Here is a 16,799-nt window from a genome sequence, read left to right on the forward strand (position 1 = left end):
CGCGGGCCTGAGTGTCAGGCGCTGAGCTTGTCGGTCGCCACGCCGGCTGCGCCGCGGCGGGCGCGGACGTACGCGAGGCGCTCCTCCAGCAGCTCTTCGAGCTCGGGGATGGTGCGGCGCTCGAGCAGCATGTCCCAGTGGCTGCGAGGGGTCTTGTCGCCCGAGTGGTCCACCGTCGCCGTACCGTCGCCGACGCGCAGCAGCGCCTCGGCGCCGCACGTGCGGCACTCCCAGGCCGGGGGGACCTCGGCGTCGGCTGCGAAGGTCAAAGTCGTGTCACGCCCGCACGTGGTGCAGGTGTAGATGTGCTGTGCACGCTCATGGAACACGACGCCCTCTTCGCTCTGTAGGCTCTGGGCGCCGAGTCGGATGCCGCGCAGGCTGCGGTCTGCCATTTTGTGGTCCTCTCGTCGCTGTACAGGTATAACGAAGCGACCTGAGCGGATCATCCGAAGGGGCGCTGTTCATCGACCTTTCACAGTTGATGCACAGGGGCGAGGCCGAACCTTCAACTCGGGGTGTCAGCGCAGGGTCGCCAGCGCCACGTCGGCCCGGTCGGTGACGATGCCGTCGACCCCCGTCTCGACGAGCCGCCGCATGTCGCCGGGGTCGTTGACGGTCCACACGTGCACCTCGACGCCGTGGCGGTGCGCGGCGGCGACGAGGCGTGGGGTCACCACGCGCAGGCGGCCCTGGCGCTCGGGCACCTGCAAGGCGTCCACGCCGGCCAGGGCGCGTGCGACCAGACGTTCGGAGCGGGCGGACACCGCCGCGAGCACGCGCCCGATGGTGCCGCGCCCACCCGAGGTGGCGGGGCGGATGCCGCGGCCCGTGGCCGTGGCGGCGTCCAGGGCGGCACGCCGCCGGGCATCGGAGAAACTCGTGAGCAGCACGCGGTCCCCGAAGGGGGCGACGATCGCACCGACGTCGGCCGCGGCATCCGTCGCCTTCACATCGAGGTTGAACTTCAGCGTCGGGAACGAGTCCAGCGCCTGGGCGAGCGTGATGAGCCCGCCGCGGTCGGTCATGAGCAGCTCGAGCTCGCGCGCCGTGACGGCGGCGACCTTGCGCGGGTCGCCGGTCACGCGCGAGAGGTCGTCGTCGTGGAACAGCACCACGACGCCGTCGGCGGTGCGGTGGCAGTCGGATTCGACGTATTCCGCGCCGGCCGAGTGCGCGGCCGCGACGGCGGCGAACGAGTTCTCGACGATCCCGTGGTGCGAGTCCTCCGCCGTGACGAGACCCCGGTGCGCGAGCACGCGCGGCGTCGTGGCGCCGGCGAACCAGGGGTGCGTCACGGCGTGGGCGGAGTGATGGCCGGCGGCGGACCGCCGGCGGCCGGGCCACCCGGCGTCACCGTGCTCTGCGCGCGGCCCTTGGCTGCGGCATCCGCCATCACACCCGAGAACGACCCGGTGAGCCCCTTGAGCGCGTCGGTGAACTCGCTCGGGATGATCCACAGCTTGCTCGATGCGCTGTCGGCGATCTTCGGCAGCGTCTGCAGGTACTGGTAGGCCAGCAGTTTGTCGTCGGGGTTGCCGGAGTGGATGGCGTCGAACACGGTCTGGATCGCCTCGGCCTCGCCCTGCGCGCGGAGCACCGCTGCCTGCTTGTCGCCCTCGGCCTTCAGGATCTCGGCCTGCCGGCGGCCCTCGGCCTCGAGGATCTGCGACTGCTTCGATCCCTCGGCGGTGAGGATCGTGGCGCGGCGCTCGCGCTCGGCGCGCATCTGCTTCTCCATCGAGTCCTGGATCGAGTGCGGCGGGTCGATGGCCTTGAGCTCCACGCGCGACACGCGGATGCCCCACTTGCCGGTCGCCTCGTCGAGCACGACGCGCAGCTGGCCGTTGATGTTGTCGCGGCTGGTGAGCGCCTCTTCGAGGTTGAGACCTCCGACGACGTTGCGCAGGGTGGTGGTCGTCAGTTGCTCGACCGCCCCGAGGTAGTTCGCGATCTCGTAGGTCGCGGCACGGGCGTCGGTGACCTGGAAGTACACCACGGTGTCGATGGAGACGACGAGGTTGTCTTCGGTGATGACGGGCTGCGGCGGGAACGACACGACCTGCTCGCGCATGTCGATGAGGGGCCGCAGCCGGTCGATGAAGGGGACGAGCAGGTTGAGGCCCGGCGTCAGCGTCTTGTGGTACCGGCCGAGACGCTCGACGATCCCGGCGTTGGCCTGCGGGATGATGCGGATCGACCGGAAGATCACGACCAGCACGAAGATGAAGACCGCGATCGCGAGAAGCCATCCGATGGCGGCGGGGATGGCCGAGGTGAAGTCGTTCATGCGCGCGGGTCCTCCGTGGGGGGAGCGAGGGGAGCGGGGGAGTCGGACCGGACGATCGCGGTCGCGCCGTCGATGCGGCTGACGCGCACCCGGGTGCCGGGCTCCAGCTCGCCGGCGTCGGCCGGCCCGCCGGATTCGGCGCGGGCGGTCCACACGTCGCCGTTCGAGAGCTTGACCTGGCCGCTGTGCGCGCTCACCGACGAGACGACTGTGCCGCCGAGCCCGATGAGGGCGTCGACGTTCGAGGGCGTCGGGTCTTCGCCGCGTCGCAGGCGGCGCAGGAGCGGCGGCCTGAGCAGCAGCACGAGGATCGCGGCGACCGCCGCGGCGATGATGACCTGAAGCCAGATGGGTGCGCCGGCGACGTCGGCGACGAGTCCGGCCAGGCCGCCGATGCTCAGCATCAGGAACGTGAAATCGAGGGTGAGCATCTCGATCACGAGGAAGACCAGGATCAGGACGAGCCACCCGATCCATGCCCACTGTTCGATCGTCTGGATGAGCTCCACGGTGCGCCTCCTCAGCTCGAACCTAGCAGGTAGGGTCGAGGGCGTGACTGAGACAATCCTCCCGCTTCCCGAGAGCTCGCTGAGCGGCAAGACCGCCCTCGTGACGGGCTCGTCCCGTGGCATCGGCGCCGACACCGCGCGGTACCTCGCACAGGCGGGCGCGAACGTCGTCATCAACTACCGCAACAAGGCGCCGCGCGCCGAGAAGCTCGCCGGCGAGCTGCGTGAGCTGGGCGTCGAGGTGCTCGTGGTCGGCGCGGATCTCACCGACGCGGCATCCGTGCAGGCGATGTTCGACGAGGTGCAGCGTGCGTTCGGCGGGCTCGACATCCTTGTCCTCAACGCGTCCGGCGGCATGGAGTCCGGCATGGCCGAAGACTACGCGCTGCAGCTCAACCGCGACGCCCAGGTGAATGTGCTCGAGACGGCGCTGCCCCTCCTCGGCGAGGGCTCGCGTGTCGTCTTCGTGACCAGCCACCAGGCGCACTTCATCCGCACGACGCCGACCATGCCCGAGTACGAGCCCGTCGCGCTCTCCAAGCGCGCCGGTGAAGACGCGCTGCGCGAGCGCATCCCCGCGCTGACGCAGCGCGGCGTCGAGTTCGTCGTCGTCTCGGGCGACATGATCGAGGGCACCATCACCGCCACGCTGCTCGAGCGCGCGAACCCGGGCGCGATCGCCGCCCGGCGAGAGGATGCGGGCAAGCTCTACAACGTGTCGGAGTTCGCCGCCGAGGTGGCCGCCGCGGCGCTGGAGCCGGTCCCCGCCGACAACACGCGCCTTGTGGGCGACGTCTCGTCGTTCTCGGCGGAGTGACCCGTGAAGCCGCACGACATCGAGACACTGATCTCGGTCGGGCGTCCGGCGATCGCCGCTGACGGCTCGTTCGCCGTCTTCGCGACCTCCCGGCCCGACATCACCGCCAACCGGGCCGTCGGCCAGGTGTGGCGCATCGATCTGCCCGACGGCACGCCGCGCCGCCTCACGCGGGGCACCGCCGACGGCGCGCCGAAGCTCTCGCCCGACAGCGCGAGGCTGGCGTTCGTGCGCGCCGACGCGAAGGGCAAGCCGCAGGTGCACGTCGTGGCGGCGACCGGCGGCGAGCCGGTGCAGGCGACCGACGCCGTGCTCGGCGTCGAGGACTACGCATGGTCGCCCGACGGTGCGAGCATCGCCTTCCTCGCTCGCGTGCCCGAGCAGGGGCGCTACGGCAGTGTCGAGGGATTGGATGCCTCGGCCGAGGCGCCCCGTCACATCACCGGCGTGCGGTGGCATGCGAACGGCATGGGCTACATCGGCGACCGCCCGGCCCACGTCTTCGTGATCGCGGCGCCGCAGCCCGACGCCGAGCCCTTCTACGAGCCCGCCCCCGCCGTGCGCGGTGACGACGAGCCGGCGCCGAAGAAGACCGTGGTCGCCGCGGAGGCGCGCCAGCTGACCGAGGGCACCACCTCGCACGGCGGACTCGCGTTCACGGCCGACGGCCGGGAGCTGCTCACCGTGCCGGACGACATCGAGCCGGAGCGGCGCGACCTGCGTTCGCGCCTGGTCGCGGTCGCGGTCGACGGCTCGGGGGAGCGCGAGGTGCTCGGCACCGACGCGGGTCTCTCCCTCTACGGCGTCGAGGTCGCCGGTGACGGCACCGTGGCGATCCTCGCTCACGGGGTGGGCGAGGGCACCGACTTCATCGCGCCCGGCGTCGGGCTGTGGCTGCTCGAGGAGTCCGGCCCGCGCCGGCTCACCGACGAGGAGACGATCGACCTCGGCGAGGTCGGCAGCCACATCACCGTCGACGGCGAGGCCTTCCTGGTCCAGGACCGCACCCGCGGCCGGGTGCGCCTGTTGCGGGTCGGCCGCGACGGCGACGTCGCGGAGGTCCACGGCGGCGACGTGGAGGTCGTCGGTCACGCTGCTGCGGGCGCTCGCGTCGTCGCCGCCATCGCCCGGGAGGACTCGTTCGGCGAGCTCGTGGTGATCGAGGGCGGGTCGGCGAGCGCCGTGACGGCCTTCGGCGCCGCGGCCGCGGCATCCGGAATCGTCCTTCCGAAGGAGCTCACCGTCACCGGACGCGACGGCTATCCCGTCCACGGCTGGGTCGCTACGCCCGCCGGTGACGGGCCCTTCCCGGTGATCCTGCAGATCCACGGCGGGCCGTTCGCGTCGTACGGCGTCCACCTGTTCGATGAGACGCAGGTGCTCGTCGACGCCGGCTACGCCGTCGTCTACTCGAACCCCCGCGGTTCCGCGGGGTACGGACGCGCCCACGGGGGCAGCATCCGTCAGCAGATGGGCACGGTCGACTTCGCCGATGTGATCGACTTCCTCGAGGGAGCGATCGCCGACGACGCCAGGCTCGACGGTGAGCGTGTGGGTGTGATGGGCGGCTCGTACGGCGGATACCTCACCGCGTGGGTCATCGCGCACGACCACCGCTTCGCCGGCGCGATCGTGGAGCGCGGATTCCTCGAACCGCAGTCGTTCCAGGGCACGAGCGACATCGGCTCGTTCTTCGGCGACGAGTACGTCGGCGTGTCGGCCGACGACATCGCACGGCAGAGCCCGATGGCCGTCGTCGGACAGGTCACCACGCCGACGCTCGTGATGCACTCGGAACTCGACTTCCGGTGCCCGCTCGAGCAGGCCACCCGCTACTACTCGGCGCTCAAGCGTCAGGGGACCGAGGCCGAGCTGCTGGTGTTCCCCGGAGAGAACCACGAGCTCACGCGGGCCGGTCAGCCGCGCCACCGCGTGCAGCGGTTCGACGCGGTGCTCGACTGGTGGTCGCGCCACCTGCCGGTCGACTGAGGTTCGTCCGCACACGGAACGGCCCCGCGAGCGTGAGCTCGCGGGGCCGTTCGGCGTGATCCGGTGGATCAGATGTCGCCCTTGAAGGTGAAGGCACGGACGATGTTGATGATGCCGAGCACGATGAGCGAGATGCCCAGCAGCCACCACAGCACCGCGACGCCCCACACCGGGGAGAACAGCACGATGATGCCCGCGATGATGCTCAGGATGGCGAAGAAGATCGACCAGCCCTTCGACGCGGCGTCGCCGAGCGTCGACAGCGCGACGATGCCCTCGACGATCCACATGATGCCGACGAGGATGCCGACGAACAGCGCCAGCCAGGCGGTCGACGCGGTGAGGTTGAACAGCGCGACGACGCCGGCGATCACGAAGAGCACGCCGAGCACGATGTGGCCGACGCGCGCCCATCCGCCCTTCGTCTTCGAGAAGATGCCGAGGCCCGCGTAGACCAGGCCGGCAGCGATCGCGTAGATGGCGATGATCGCGGTGACGACGGCCGCGGTCTTGCCGGGCCAGACGAGGATCAGGATGCCGACGATGACGGCGAGCACGCCGCCGACGCCGAGCGCCGTGCGGATGCCGTTGACGGCCGACTTCTCGGCCTCGGATGCAGTAGCCATGGGCGGGCCCTTTCTGAGAGTTCCCTGTACGAGGTGCGGCTAAAGCTTAGACCCCACGTCGAACTTCTCCGCAACCATGAACGCGTGTTGCCGGATGAGGATCCCCGCGGTGCAGCCGCCCGCGCTAGCGTGAGCGTGCGCGCTCATGAAGAAGGAGGGTTCACATGGCCGTCGTCTCGAGGGGATTCGGTGCACGTCGTCGCGAGAGCGATGCGCGACTGCCTCCCGGCCAGTATCTGACCGAGGACTTCCCGGTGCTGTCGGCGGGTCCGACGCCGCGCGTCGAACCCGACGAATGGCGGTTCGCCATCCGCAGCGAGGTGGGGGAGCAGGTCACGTGGACCTGGGACGAGTTCCTCGCGCTGCCGATCGAGGACGTGCACACCGACATCCACTGCGTGACGCGCTGGTCGAAGCTCGGCACGTCGTGGCGAGGCGTGTCGCTCGACACGCTGCTGGACGCCGTCGACACCGATGCGGGGTATGCCATGGCCCAATCGTACGGCGGCTATACGACGAACCTTCCGGTGGACGAGCTGCGCGGCGGCCGGGCGTGGGTCGCGTTCGAGTTCGAGGGCGAACCGCTGGATCCCGAGCACGGCGGTCCCGCACGCCTTCTCGTGCCGCACCTGTACTTCTGGAAGAGCGCCAAGTGGGTGCGGGGGCTCACGCTCATGGATGACGACGAGCCCGGTTTCTGGGAGCAGAACGGTTACAACATGCACGGCGACCCGTGGTCCGAGGAGCGGTATTGGTGACCGTGGGCGGCTGGCGTCCCGCCAGCGTCGTCGAGGCCATCGCCGCCACGGCAACGGCCCGCATCCTGCGGCTGCGGGTGCCGGAGTGGCCGGGCAATCTCGCCGGGCAGCACGTCGACGTCCGGCTCACCGCCGAGGACGGGTATCAGGCCGTGCGGTCGTACTCGCTGGGGTCTTACGGGTCCGGCGAGATCGTCGAGCTCGCCGTCGACGAGGTGCCCGACGGCGAGGTCTCGCCGTACCTGGTGCGCGACGTGCTTCCCGGCGACGAGCTCGAGGTCAAGGGGCCGCTGGGCGGCTACTTCGTGTGGCGGCCCGGGGGAGAGGCGCCGGTGCAGCTGATCGCGGGCGGGTCGGGGATCGTGCCGTTGATGGCGATGGTGCGCGCGGCGACGGATGCCGGGGCTGCGGCATCCGTCCGGCTGCTCTACTCCGTCCGGACCGCGGACGACGCGATATATCGCGACGAGCTCGATGCGGTGGGCAGCGACGGGGGAGTGGGTGTGACGTGGCGCTACACGCGCTCTGCCCCCGCCGGTTGGACGGGGCCGGTCGGGCGCCTCGATGAGGAGTCGCTGCGTGAGGCGGCGTGGGACCCCGCGCGTGAGCCGACCGTCTACGTGTGCGGGCCGACGGGATTCGTCGAGCATGTCGCCGATCTGCTCGTCGCACTCGGCCATCCGCCGGCGCGCATCAGGACCGAGAGATTCGGAGGGGCGTGATGCGCGCTGAGACTGCGAGGAGCATCGTCGACGGCAACGCCGCAGCGGGGATGCTGTGGGACGTCTTCGGCACGGATGTCACCGGATCGATCGCGGTCTGCGGCGGCTGTGAAGCGGCGGCGCCGCTTGCCGAGGCGGTGGTCGAACTGGACGAGACCGCCGCGATCGTCCGGTGCCGGTCGTGCACGCACACGCTGCTCACGGTCCTGCGTGACGGCGAGCGGGTGCGACTGGTCGTCGGGGCTCTGCGGGAGATCTGGCGCTGATCCGCGGCGTCAGCCGAGCAGCACCGTGATGAGGATCAGCACCGGAACGCACCCGAGCGTCGTGAGGAACACGGTGTCGCGCGAGATCGTCTCGCCGACGTCGTAGCGCTGCGAGTAGTTGAAGACGTTCTGCGCGGTGGGCAGCGCCGCCAGCACCGTCACGATCAGCACGTCGTGGGCGCTCAGCCCGAAGACGAACTCGGCGACCGCCCATGCGACGACCGGCATCGCGACGAGCTTCAATGCGGTGGCGAGCACGATGTCGCGGCGACGACCCGAGGCGCCCAGCACTCGTTGCCCGTGCAGCGAGATCCCGTACGCGATGAGGAGGATGGGGACGCACGCGTTGGCGATGAGCGTCGCCGGCTCCATCACGATCGGGGGAAGCTCGATGCCGAGCACCGAGACGAGCGTGCCGAGCACCGAGCCCACCACGATGGGATTGGTGGCGACCCGGCCGACCGCGCGCCAGAACGACGCCTTCGCGGTGGTCACGGCATCCAGGATCGCCATGGTGATCGGCGTGAACACCAGCAGCTGCAGGAGGATGACGGGCGCCGGATAGGCGGCGCTGCCGAGCAGGTACAGCGAGAGCGGGATGCCGATGTTGTTGGAGTTTACCTGCCCGGCGCTGAGCGCGCCGATGACCGTCTCGCCGGTGGAGCGGCGCCACAGCAGCTTGGCGACGAGCACGTAGACGAGGATCACGGCGACGGCAGCGAGGGCCGAGACGGGCAGCAGGGCCGAGAACAGCGTGCGGACGTCGGCCTGGGCGAGCACGACGAACAGCAGGAACGGCGAGAGCACGAAGAAGGTGAGGCGCGCCAGCACCGGTCGCGCGTGCTCGCCGAGCAGATCGATGCGGCCGAGGATCCAGCCCACGAGGATCGCCACGCCCACCACGACGAACCCGGTGAGCGATTCCAGCATGTCTACGAGCCTAGGCAGACGTCTCCGGGCGACCGAATCGCATGTCGGCGTCTGTCAGACTGGCTCGCGCCGCACGAAGGAGCCACGGATGCCTCAGCCTCGCGATCGCGCGACCCGCACGTCCGACCTGCTGGCCGCGCTGACCGCGCCGGCCGCCGACGCCTGGGTGGCGACGGCATCGCCCGAGGCGGCGCCGTATCTCGTGCCGCTGTCGGTGGCGTGGGTGTCGGATCGGATCGTGATCGCCGTCGAAGGCGCCTCGCGGACCGCGCGCAACATCACTGCGTCGGGTGTCGCGCGCGTGGGCGTCGGGCCGACGCGGGACGTGGCGCTCATCGACGCGGTGCTCGAGCGGTCGGCCGGCGTGGACGACGACACCGAACTCGGCGCGGCGTATGCGGCGCAGGCCGACTGGGATCCGCGCGGGCTCACCGGGTATGTATTTCTCGTGCTGCGCCCGACGCGTATCCAGGCGTGGCGTGAGTCGAACGAGCTGTCGGGACGCGTGCTGATGCGCGACGGCGAGTGGCTGGTGTGAGGCGGTTCCGGCGCGACGGGCGTGGAATGCGGTCGCGCCGATAATGCACATTATGTCAACTAGAAGTCGCGTTACCCGTTTGCGAAGTCTGCAACCGCTCCCCTCGCCGCGCGCGCAGACTGGTCCGTCAGCGGGGCGTCAACGCCCTGGGCGTTCAGAGCCAAGAAATGGGTTGCCCTCTGACCTTCAGATGTCGACTGAGACGAACGCCTTGCTCGGTCCTCCGCACCGCTCGGATCCCCCGACACGCTTCCAGTCGGGGCTAACGGAGGTTTCGGAAATGGTGGAGCCGTTGGCATCGACGGAGCGGATCGTGACTTCCTCCGTCATCGCCGTTGCCCCGCGAGTCGCTGTCTTCCGCCATCGCCTGGCCTCACGCGTCCGAGGGGCAGCGTTCCTCACGTCCGTTCCTCCCTCCTTGGGAGTTGTGGTGCGCGCCGCGCGAGTTGCTCTTCTCGGGCAAACACCGCTGCGTAGGTGACTCCGACGAGGAGCATAGTTCCCACCATGAGCAGGACGCCGTTGATCGCTGCAATGGTCGAACTCGCCAGGAGGCCAGTCGCGATCATCACGAGCCCCGCGCCCAACGCGACCACCGCAAGAAGACGTGCCACACGGCCCACGCGACGCCGGCCTTCGGTCATTTCGAAAGTCTCGCAGGCGAAAGGCTGTCCTGAAAGCCCTCGCTGCACTGAACGCAGGACGGTTCCCTAGCGGCGCTGGCGCTGGCGCTTGACGCGCGCTGGCATGAGCGACCCGCTCGATGCGCATTTAGCCTGCGCGGTGATGTGCGCGCTCGCGGAAAGAGAGCGCCGTCCACACCCGTGTCGGCTGTTTGTGTCTCTAGCGCGGTACAAGTTGTGCTAGAAATGTGGCACAAGCTCTTGAGGAGAGACGATGCATAGGTTCAGGACCGCGAACTTCAGTCCGCTCGACTGGGTGGGGGCTGCGTTCTCGACGCCGCTCACGTCTGTTCTTCTTGCAGTGATCGTGGCTGGCGCAGCCATCGTGATCGTTGGGTCGCGCGCGAGCACCCACGTGGTGTTGTCCGAAGGCGCCGCACGATCGGTGAAGAAGCGGTATGCACCCGAGCGCCGCACCCTGGCGATCTCCGCCATCGCAGTGGTCGTGGTTTTCGTGGCTGAGAACGTCATCCGCGGGTATGTGATCAATCTGGGCGATGCGGTCTCGTGGTGGCGGTTTGCCGCACCCGTCGCATCTAGCGCTCTCGCTATCGCCATCCTGGCGGCCTTGATCGCGCTCCGAGGATCAGCTCCATCTGAGGCTCCGGTAGTGACGGGTGCTCGGCGAACGTGGACGACGTTCGGGCCGCGCGTAAGTCTCCTCCTGTGCGGCGTGGTGCTTCTTCTGCTCGTGGCTACGACGATTGCGGCGGGCGCCACTTCAGCGGCTGACGGCCGTGGTCAGTACATCTGGCTCGAGATTCCGATTCCGAACGAGGCCGAGATCGATCCGATCCGGCTCTGGTACTACGGGTGGGCCTTCGGCGTGCCGGTCCTCATCGCCCTCACCGCGCTGATCGTCGCCACCGCGCTCGCGCTACGCGTGAACGCCGCGCGGCCCTTCATCCGACCGGAGACGGTTGCCGCAGAACGAGGACTGCGCTCCGAAGTCGCCAGCGGTGCCGTCGCCGTGGCCACGGCAGGGATGCTGCTGGCGCTGGCCGGCGCGTGGCGGCTCATCGCCCGGGCGGGATCAGGGACGCAGCTCTGGATTGAAGGTCAGAACGGTGGCGATCCGTACGAGGCAGCGTGGCGGTATGCGGAACTCGCAACCGCCGCCGGCTGGCTGGCTCCCATCCTCGAGGTCACAGCGTTCGCGCTCTTGCTCCTCGTAATCGCCCCGATGCGCAGGAAGTGGCCTTCCGCCTCCCCCGACGAGCAACGCGATGCGCTGGTCGACTTCGCGAGGGCGGACCGATGAGCGCTCATCCGGTGCTGTCACCAGCAGACGACGGCAGCCCCACGATGGACATCTACCGGCAGCTCCGTGGCCTCATCGTCTCCGGGCAACTGGGAGCCAACGAGCGGCTCCCTACCGTACGGCAGACTGCCAGCGATCTCGGCGTCGCACCCGGCACCGCCGCAAAGGCCTACAAGATGCTCGAGCAGGACGGACTGGTCGTCACCCGCACCGCTGCCGGCACGCGAGTCGCGGAGTCGGCAGCACGCCTCCCCCTCGCGGTCACCCGGCAGATTCGCGAACTGGTGACCGCAGCCGAAGCCGCCGGGGCAACCCCCGACGATGTCATCGACGTCCTTCGCGTCACCTGGCGCACGACAGCCGGCGCCGGCTTCGCCGAGTCCAAGAAAGTCTGAGGAGCGCGATGTACGAACCACGACCCGGCGATGTGACCCTCCCGCCGACCCAGCCGATCGACATCACAAAACTTCTCCGGGAAATAGCCGACTCCCAGTCGGAGCATCAACGGCCGGCAACCCATTAGTGAGGAAACGGGTAACGCGCTTTCCCAGCAGGAATGACTCTATGTGCGGATCTCGCAACTAGCGAGAACGGTACTCACACTCCCCTGGTCGGCTGTGGGACATGCGTAGCTCCCGTTTCCGGTGGTCCGAGGTGCGCGAGCTGAGCCGTGAGCCGCTGCTTCGCGCGGGAGTAGCGGGTGCGAGCGCTCGATGGGTTGAGACCCATGACGCGCGCTGCCTGCGCGATGTTGAACCCATCCCAGTGGATCAGGATGAGCAGTTCACGAGAACGCTCGTCGAGCGAATATAGAGCGTCGCGTATCTCTTGGGCCCTCAGCTTCGTCTCGATGGTGACGTCTGGTGTGTCGACAGGAGTGCGCTCGAGCAACTCATCTCTCAGCGTGTCGGCGAGAGCGAGCTGAGCGATGCCACGTCGACGGTAGTTGCGCAGCACGTTGCGGGCCACACCAAAGCACCACATCCGTGCGTCCTCCTCGACGGCGGGCACCTTGGCGGCATGCTCCCACAGCGTGAGCAGAGTCTTGCCTAGAAGGTCGGCGGCGTCTTCACGGTTGAGGGTGCGGCGCTGCAGGTAGCGCAGCAGGTCTTCCCCGTTGTCATCGACGACTATCTCTATCCAGTCGCGCAGCTCTGGTGGCGTGGGACGTCGGCTCATCAGCGCAGCTGCCCCTTGCAGTCGGTAGTTCCGCCGGCCGACTGACCAGACTTCTGCAGTTCCTCGGGGATCTCAGTCCAGATGACGGAGAGCGCACGGGTGAAGGAGAAGTTGTCGCGGAGTTCCTGGTTGTCCACCTCCCAGTCGTCGTTGGGCCCGGGGACGAACGGATTGGCCATCGCTTCGTCGTAGATGCGCTGACCAATGCCGTCCCAGTCGTGGTTCTCGACGAACTCGGTGAGTTCCTCGTCGGCTTCGGTTCGGTTTGCGGGGTCGCCGAAGTAGATCCCGTATCGACAACTCACCTGGACGCCGGTGTCGGTCGTGTAGTTGATCGGGATGTTCACGACATCCACCTGCGTGCCGTTGACCCACAGGCTGAGGGGAACCACCACGGCGGCACCGGCCAGCGTCAGCGCGCCGACGACCAGCGTTGGAATGATGACCCGACGCCGCCGCCAGAACGGCCTTCGGTTGCTGCGGATCGCCCGTTCGGCTTCCACAGACATGCTGCGGACGAGTTCCCGAACCTTGGGGTCGCTCGGCGTCGCGGGGTCTGCTTCTGCGAGCTCGTCGGTGATGTCCATGCCCGCTCCCTTCGCGCCGCCCACACAAAGTACATGTCCCACGGACGCTAAAGCGTCTCACTGAACTCGCGAGCAATACGCGGCTTTCGACTATCGGGACGGGAGGTTAGTGAGGAAACGGGTAACGCGGTTTCCCAGCATTGAAGTGACTAGGTGTACTGACCGGGGACGTTGATCGAACGGGGACGGTGCGCGGTGAATCGGACGAGCGACGGTCACGACTGATAGAGGGCGGACACTTGCCGAGCTCGTTCGGTGAGAGCCTCGCGAAGGGTTTCTGGAGAGATGACTTGCGCATCGATGTCGAGCTGCCATATCGCCCAGACCGCGTGGCGTAGGTCCTCGAATGCCACGTCGAGGCGAAGCCAGCCGTCGGGTTCTGGTTCTTCGACCCGGAGCGCGCGTGCGGTATTCAGCAGTTCTTCTCGTCGTGACGATCGGACTCTGACGATCACGGGTAGGTGGTTCTCGGAAAGGAACTGCGCGCTCCGTTCAGCCCAGATACGGTCGAGGTCGACTTGGGTGAGACGATCCGCTGCCTGGGGAAGCTGTTCGGCGCTCAGCATCCGCGACACTCGGTAGGTTCGGTCCTCGCCTGACTTCGCGGCGAGGAGATAGATGCGGCCGCGGACGGTGACGAGGCCGATCGGATCGACGGTGTGCGAGCGTGGTGGTTTGTCGGGGGCCGCGTAGTCGAAGCGGAGTTTTCTGCCGGAGAGCACGGCTCGGCGGACGTCGTTCATCACCCCCTCGGCCATGTCCTCAGAGATCAGCCGCCGTGAAAGCAGGTCGATCTCGGGTTCCACGAGAAATCGTCGGGCTGCATCGCCCACCTTCTCTCGGTGCGCCTCAGGTAATGCGTCGACGACTTTGCGCATAGCGGAGGCGAGTGGTGCGCTGAGCCCGAAAATCTTCTCACCGCGTCCCGAGCCGGCGGTAAGTAATGCAAGCGCTTCGTCGTGGTTGAGGCCGGTCAATTCGGTTCGGAACCCGGCCAGCAGCGAGAAGCCGCCGTGGCGGCCTCGGTCGACGTAGATCGGGACGCCTGCGGTTGAGAGGGCATTCATGTCGCGCAGCACCGTTCGCGTGGACACCTCCAACTCTGCCGAGATCTCGTCCGCTGTCATGCGGCCCCTCTGGCGCAGGAGGAGCACCAGCGACACAAGCCGATCTGCACGCATACGGACATCCTTGCCGAAATACACGACACAGGGTGTCGTGATTCGTCGAGAGAGTTGTATTCGAGCGTCGGTCATGGCGCTCGTACGCCGACGGACGTCGGCGGGAGAACCGAATGGAGTGGCAATGGAACGGACAGCAGTCAACCCGGTGACGTGGTCTCAGGAGATGGGTTTCAACCAGGGCGAGGTCGTATCTGGGGAGACGCGCACGCTGTACATCTCGGGTCAGACCGCGATGAGTGCGGCCGGCCGACCCGAACACGACGGCGACATGGCCGCACAACTCGCTCTGGCGGTCGACAACCTCGAAGCAGTCCTCACGGGGGCCGAGATGTCTCTGTCCAACCTGGTCCGCCTCAACGTGTACACCACCGACGTCGACGCACTATTCCCGCACTACGGGGTGCTCGCGGGGAGGCTCGGAGCTGCTGGAGCCGCGCCGACCACCACGATGCTTGAGGTCACCCGCCTTGCTATCCCGGGCCAGCTGATCGAACTCGAAGGAACAGCCGTCGCGTAGCGGCACCAGCACCCTCACCAAGAGACGGCCAGTGGCGAACGCCGCTGGCCGTCTTAACAACGGAAGGAGAAAAGTGCCCCACGCGAACGCGGCGCTGACGCCCCGTCACCGATTGAAAGTTGCTCGCCTGGTCGTTGATGATGGCTGGCCGATCAGTGAAGTTGCCGCGCGTTTCCAGGTCGCCTGGCCTACCGTCAAGCGGTGGGCCGATCGCTACCGTGCCGGCGAGACGATGCAGGATCGATCCTCGCGGCCGAGAAACTCACCCGGCAAGACGAGCCAGAAGGTGACGAAGCGGTGCCTGAGTCTCCGAATGAGATTGCGGGAGGGTCCGATCCAGCTCGCTGCGCGGCTTAGAATTGCGCCGTCAACCGTGCACCGCATCCTGACCAGCGCGCGCTTGAATAGGCTCTCCTACGTCGACCGCGCGACCGGAGAGCCGATCCGCAGGTACGAGCACCCTCACCCAGGATCGCTGGTGCACGTAGACGTGAAGAAGATCGGTAACATTCCCGACGGTGGAGGCTGGCGCTACGTCGGCCGCCAGCAAGGCGCCTTCGTGCACACCGTTATCGATGACCACTCCCGAGTGGCGTACACGGAGATCAGAGACGATGAAACAGCGGTGACTGCCGTCGACGTATTGCAGCGCGCCGTGACGTGGTTCGCCAGCCGCGGAGTCACCATCGAGCGGGTGCTGTCAGACAACGGCGGCGCGTACCGGTCCGGCCTATGGCGCGATACGTGCGGGGCACTCTCGATCGTCCCGAAACGAACACGCGTATCGGCCGCAAACGAACGGCAATGTGGAGCGGTTCCACCGCACGATGGCCGACGGGTGGGCCTATGCCCGCTGCTACCGCAGCGAGCAGGAACGCCGGAACGCGTTGTCCGGGTGGCTCCACCACTACAACCAGCATCGCCCGCACACAGCTTGCGGGAACCAACCGCCCATGTCTCGATTGACCGACGTCCCCGATCAGTACAACTAGGGGCAGAATTTGCAGACAGCCCTCCCCTGATGAACCGCTCACACAATCTTCGGCATCCGACCCCAAGCCGCCTCATCACGCTCGGCGTCGTCGGTGCGCATCCCATCTATATCGCGGGCGCCATCACTGCGCTGGTCGAAGCGACGCTCCTATGGCCACCGAAAGCGCGGGGCTACGCGCGCGCCACGATGCAGAAACGCCGTAGCGGTGGCGGACTGATCAAGCCAAGGAAGCCGGTCGCCTGGACCATGCGCAAAGGGACCTCCGTGGCGCGCACTATAGAGCGATCGCGGTGACGCTTGCCGGGCACGTGAAGGCTTGCACGGAAATCTTCTATTGCGGCCCAGCTGCGCGAAGTACGGTGAGCGGGCCTTCGTCGGCGGTCGGAGGTTCGAAGTGGTCGAAGTACTCGGCCGCGAGCTCCGCAGCGAGCGCATAGTCGTCCGCGTGTTCACGTCTGCGCTTCTGCATCCGTTCGAGCGCAACTTCTCGTGGAGTCGCGAGGTAGATCGTTTCGGGCACCACTCCGAGTGGTCGCAACAGGTCACGAAACGCGAGTCGTGATCGTCTTGACCAGAACGAGAAGTCGAGGACGACGTCGGCACCGGCCGTGACCAGTTCGACGAGGCGGGCGCGGAGTTCTCGCTCAATCTCTTCGTGCACCTCGGGCGAGAGCGGCATCTCATGGATTCCGCGTCGCCAGGCCTCCCGATCGAACGAGAGTCGTGTCATGCCGTTCGCTTCGAGTTGTCTGGCGACGGTGGATTTCCCGGATCCGGCCGGCCCGCACATCATGACGACCCTGCTCATCGTCCCGACTCTACCCAGATGGCCGATAAGGGTCGCTTAAGACGCGAGCTTTGTGGAAAAACGGTTAAGCGACTTCACCATCGAGGCGGATTCGAGCTCGCGTAGTTTGCAGCGATCTCCCCCGTCTTCGAGGCCGGTGAC

20 protein-coding genes and 1 pseudogene are annotated in these 16,799 nt (G+C 67.7%); 10 read left to right on the forward strand and 11 right to left on the reverse strand.

Annotated features, from left to right (window positions below; genetic code table 11):
• Positions 1-14: 14 nt before the first annotated feature.
• The 4 genes from R8Z57_RS06525 to R8Z57_RS06540 form a co-directional block, all read right to left on the reverse strand.
• Complete coding sequence (locus R8Z57_RS06525) at positions 15-395, reverse strand: RNA polymerase-binding protein RbpA (protein WP_318352970.1); 381 nt, start codon at positions 393-395, stop codon at positions 15-17.
• A 126-nt stretch (positions 396-521) separates the two neighbouring features.
• Positions 522-1,298, reverse strand: coding sequence for a glycerophosphodiester phosphodiesterase family protein (locus tag R8Z57_RS06530; protein WP_318352971.1), 777 nt, complete (start codon positions 1,296-1,298; stop codon positions 522-524).
• Entirely contained in the window at positions 1,295-2,290 is a 996-nt protein-coding gene (locus R8Z57_RS06535) for an SPFH domain-containing protein (protein WP_318352972.1), read from the reverse strand. The genes R8Z57_RS06530 and R8Z57_RS06535 overlap by 4 nt, the downstream gene beginning before the upstream one ends.
• Complete coding sequence (locus tag R8Z57_RS06540; protein WP_318352973.1) at positions 2,287-2,799, reverse strand: NfeD family protein; 513 nt, start codon at positions 2,797-2,799, stop codon at positions 2,287-2,289. Before R8Z57_RS06540 ends, R8Z57_RS06535 begins: the two co-directional genes overlap by 4 nt.
• A 43-nt stretch (positions 2,800-2,842) precedes the next feature.
• Between R8Z57_RS06540 and R8Z57_RS06545 the strand changes: the two genes are divergently transcribed.
• Together R8Z57_RS06545 and R8Z57_RS06550 are read left to right on the forward strand one after the other, a co-directional pair.
• Positions 2,843-3,616, forward strand: a complete 774-nt coding sequence (locus R8Z57_RS06545) for an SDR family oxidoreductase (protein WP_318352974.1) — start codon at positions 2,843-2,845, stop codon at positions 3,614-3,616.
• Positions 3,617-3,619: 3 nt separating this feature from the next.
• Entirely contained in the window at positions 3,620-5,605 is a 1,986-nt protein-coding gene (locus R8Z57_RS06550) for a S9 family peptidase (RefSeq protein ID WP_318352975.1), read from the forward strand.
• A gap of 68 nt (positions 5,606-5,673) precedes the next feature.
• Here R8Z57_RS06550 and R8Z57_RS06555 read toward each other — a convergent pair whose 3' ends face one another.
• Complete coding sequence (locus R8Z57_RS06555; protein WP_318352976.1) at positions 5,674-6,231, reverse strand: HdeD family acid-resistance protein; 558 nt, start codon at positions 6,229-6,231, stop codon at positions 5,674-5,676.
• A gap of 164 nt (positions 6,232-6,395) precedes the next feature.
• Here R8Z57_RS06555 and R8Z57_RS06560 point away from each other — a divergent pair, with 164 nt between their 5' ends.
• From R8Z57_RS06560 to R8Z57_RS06570, 3 genes are read left to right on the forward strand one after another with little or no spacing between them, the layout of a single operon-like run.
• Positions 6,396-6,989: a sulfite oxidase-like oxidoreductase gene (locus R8Z57_RS06560; RefSeq protein ID WP_318352977.1), complete on the forward strand. Its 594-nt coding sequence runs from the start codon at positions 6,396-6,398 to the stop codon at positions 6,987-6,989.
• Positions 6,986-7,711: a ferredoxin reductase gene (locus R8Z57_RS06565; RefSeq protein ID WP_318352978.1), complete on the forward strand. Its 726-nt coding sequence runs from the start codon at positions 6,986-6,988 to the stop codon at positions 7,709-7,711. Before R8Z57_RS06560 ends, R8Z57_RS06565 begins: the two co-directional genes overlap by 4 nt.
• The gene (locus R8Z57_RS06570) at positions 7,711-7,977 is read left to right on the forward strand and encodes a DUF6510 family protein (protein ID WP_318352979.1); all 267 of its coding nucleotides are present in this window, start codon (positions 7,711-7,713) and stop codon (positions 7,975-7,977) included. The genes R8Z57_RS06565 and R8Z57_RS06570 overlap by 1 nt, the downstream gene beginning before the upstream one ends.
• Positions 7,978-7,986: 9 nt before the next feature.
• On the opposite strand, the gene R8Z57_RS06575 is transcribed toward R8Z57_RS06570, so the two are convergent.
• Complete coding sequence (locus tag R8Z57_RS06575) at positions 7,987-8,907, reverse strand: AEC family transporter (protein ID WP_318352980.1); 921 nt, start codon at positions 8,905-8,907, stop codon at positions 7,987-7,989.
• Positions 8,908-8,995: 88 nt separating this feature from the next.
• On the opposite strand from R8Z57_RS06575, the gene R8Z57_RS06580 reads away from it, so the two are divergent.
• Positions 8,996-9,445 (forward strand): pyridoxamine 5'-phosphate oxidase family protein, encoded by a 450-nt coding sequence (locus tag R8Z57_RS06580; RefSeq protein WP_318352981.1) that lies wholly within the window; start codon positions 8,996-8,998, stop codon positions 9,443-9,445.
• Between the two features lie 398 nt (positions 9,446-9,843).
• Here R8Z57_RS06580 and R8Z57_RS06585 read toward each other — a convergent pair whose 3' ends face one another.
• Entirely contained in the window at positions 9,844-10,089 is a 246-nt protein-coding gene (locus tag R8Z57_RS06585) for a hypothetical protein (RefSeq protein WP_318352982.1), read from the reverse strand.
• A 253-nt stretch (positions 10,090-10,342) separates the two neighbouring features.
• Here R8Z57_RS06585 and R8Z57_RS06590 point away from each other — a divergent pair, with 253 nt between their 5' ends.
• Complete coding sequence (locus R8Z57_RS06590; RefSeq protein WP_318352983.1) at positions 10,343-11,389, forward strand: hypothetical protein; 1,047 nt, start codon at positions 10,343-10,345, stop codon at positions 11,387-11,389.
• Positions 11,386-11,784, forward strand: a complete 399-nt coding sequence (locus R8Z57_RS06595; protein ID WP_318352984.1) for a GntR family transcriptional regulator — start codon at positions 11,386-11,388, stop codon at positions 11,782-11,784. Before R8Z57_RS06590 ends, R8Z57_RS06595 begins: the two co-directional genes overlap by 4 nt.
• 202 nt (positions 11,785-11,986) lie before the next feature.
• On the opposite strand, the gene R8Z57_RS06600 is transcribed toward R8Z57_RS06595, so the two are convergent.
• The 3 genes from R8Z57_RS06600 to R8Z57_RS06610 all read right to left on the reverse strand — a co-directional run bounded on the left by R8Z57_RS06600 (position 11,987) and on the right by R8Z57_RS06610 (position 14,360).
• Positions 11,987-12,568 carry a sigma-70 family RNA polymerase sigma factor gene (locus tag R8Z57_RS06600; protein ID WP_318352985.1) on the reverse strand — a complete coding sequence of 194 codons (582 nt, stop codon included), beginning with the start codon at positions 12,566-12,568 and terminating at the stop codon, positions 11,987-11,989.
• Positions 12,568-13,155, reverse strand: coding sequence for a hypothetical protein (locus tag R8Z57_RS06605; protein WP_318352986.1), 588 nt, complete (start codon positions 13,153-13,155; stop codon positions 12,568-12,570). The genes R8Z57_RS06600 and R8Z57_RS06605 overlap by 1 nt, the downstream gene beginning before the upstream one ends.
• Before the next feature lie 215 nt (positions 13,156-13,370).
• Positions 13,371-14,360 carry a helix-turn-helix transcriptional regulator gene (locus R8Z57_RS06610; protein WP_318352987.1) on the reverse strand — a complete coding sequence of 330 codons (990 nt, stop codon included), beginning with the start codon at positions 14,358-14,360 and terminating at the stop codon, positions 13,371-13,373.
• Positions 14,361-14,460: 100 nt separating this feature from the next.
• Between R8Z57_RS06610 and R8Z57_RS06615 the strand changes: the two genes are divergently transcribed.
• Together R8Z57_RS06615 and R8Z57_RS06620 are read left to right on the forward strand one after the other, a co-directional pair.
• Entirely contained in the window at positions 14,461-14,856 is a 396-nt protein-coding gene (locus R8Z57_RS06615) for a RidA family protein (RefSeq protein ID WP_318352988.1), read from the forward strand.
• A gap of 73 nt (positions 14,857-14,929) precedes the next feature.
• Positions 14,930-15,848 (forward strand): annotated as a pseudogene (locus R8Z57_RS06620) (IS481 family transposase).
• 333 nt (positions 15,849-16,181) lie between these two features.
• On the opposite strand, the gene R8Z57_RS06625 reads toward R8Z57_RS06620, so the two are convergent.
• A complete protein-coding gene (locus R8Z57_RS06625; RefSeq protein ID WP_318352989.1) occupies positions 16,182-16,658 on the reverse strand; it encodes an ATP-binding protein in 477 nt (158 codons plus the stop codon).
• Positions 16,659-16,799 lie beyond the last annotated feature (141 nt).

The sequence above is a fragment of the Microbacterium sp. M3 genome, from assembly GCF_033548675.1.
Lineage (GTDB): Bacteria > Actinomycetota > Actinomycetes > Actinomycetales > Microbacteriaceae > Microbacterium > Microbacterium arthrosphaerae.

What these genes read in the sequence shown, in the direction of transcription:
- R8Z57_RS06525 (WP_318352970.1), bottom strand. Translation starts at nt 395, where the DNA reads ATGGCAGACCGCAGCCTGCGCGGCATCCGACTCGGCGCCCAGAGCCTA.
- R8Z57_RS06535 (WP_318352972.1), bottom strand. Translation starts at nt 2,290, where the DNA reads ATGAACGACTTCACCTCGGCCATCCCCGCCGCCATCGGATGGCTTCTC.
- R8Z57_RS06555 (WP_318352976.1), bottom strand. Translation starts at nt 6,231, where the DNA reads ATGGCTACTGCATCCGAGGCCGAGAAGTCGGCCGTCAACGGCATCCGC.
- R8Z57_RS06560 (WP_318352977.1), top strand. Translation starts at nt 6,396, where the DNA reads ATGGCCGTCGTCTCGAGGGGATTCGGTGCACGTCGTCGCGAGAGCGAT.
- R8Z57_RS06570 (WP_318352979.1), top strand. Translation starts at nt 7,711, where the DNA reads ATGCGCGCTGAGACTGCGAGGAGCATCGTCGACGGCAACGCCGCAGCG.
- R8Z57_RS06575 (WP_318352980.1), bottom strand. Translation starts at nt 8,907, where the DNA reads ATGCTGGAATCGCTCACCGGGTTCGTCGTGGTGGGCGTGGCGATCCTC.
- R8Z57_RS06580 (WP_318352981.1), top strand. Translation starts at nt 8,996, where the DNA reads ATGCCTCAGCCTCGCGATCGCGCGACCCGCACGTCCGACCTGCTGGCC.
- R8Z57_RS06585 (WP_318352982.1), bottom strand. Translation starts at nt 10,089, where the DNA reads ATGACCGAAGGCCGGCGTCGCGTGGGCCGTGTGGCACGTCTTCTTGCG.
- R8Z57_RS06590 (WP_318352983.1), top strand. Translation starts at nt 10,343, where the DNA reads ATGCATAGGTTCAGGACCGCGAACTTCAGTCCGCTCGACTGGGTGGGG.
- R8Z57_RS06595 (WP_318352984.1), top strand. Translation starts at nt 11,386, where the DNA reads ATGAGCGCTCATCCGGTGCTGTCACCAGCAGACGACGGCAGCCCCACG.
- R8Z57_RS06600 (WP_318352985.1), bottom strand. Translation starts at nt 12,568, where the DNA reads ATGAGCCGACGTCCCACGCCACCAGAGCTGCGCGACTGGATAGAGATA.
- R8Z57_RS06605 (WP_318352986.1), bottom strand. Translation starts at nt 13,155, where the DNA reads ATGGACATCACCGACGAGCTCGCAGAAGCAGACCCCGCGACGCCGAGC.
- R8Z57_RS06615 (WP_318352988.1), top strand. Translation starts at nt 14,461, where the DNA reads ATGGAACGGACAGCAGTCAACCCGGTGACGTGGTCTCAGGAGATGGGT.
- R8Z57_RS06625 (WP_318352989.1), bottom strand. Translation starts at nt 16,658, where the DNA reads ATGAGCAGGGTCGTCATGATGTGCGGGCCGGCCGGATCCGGGAAATCC.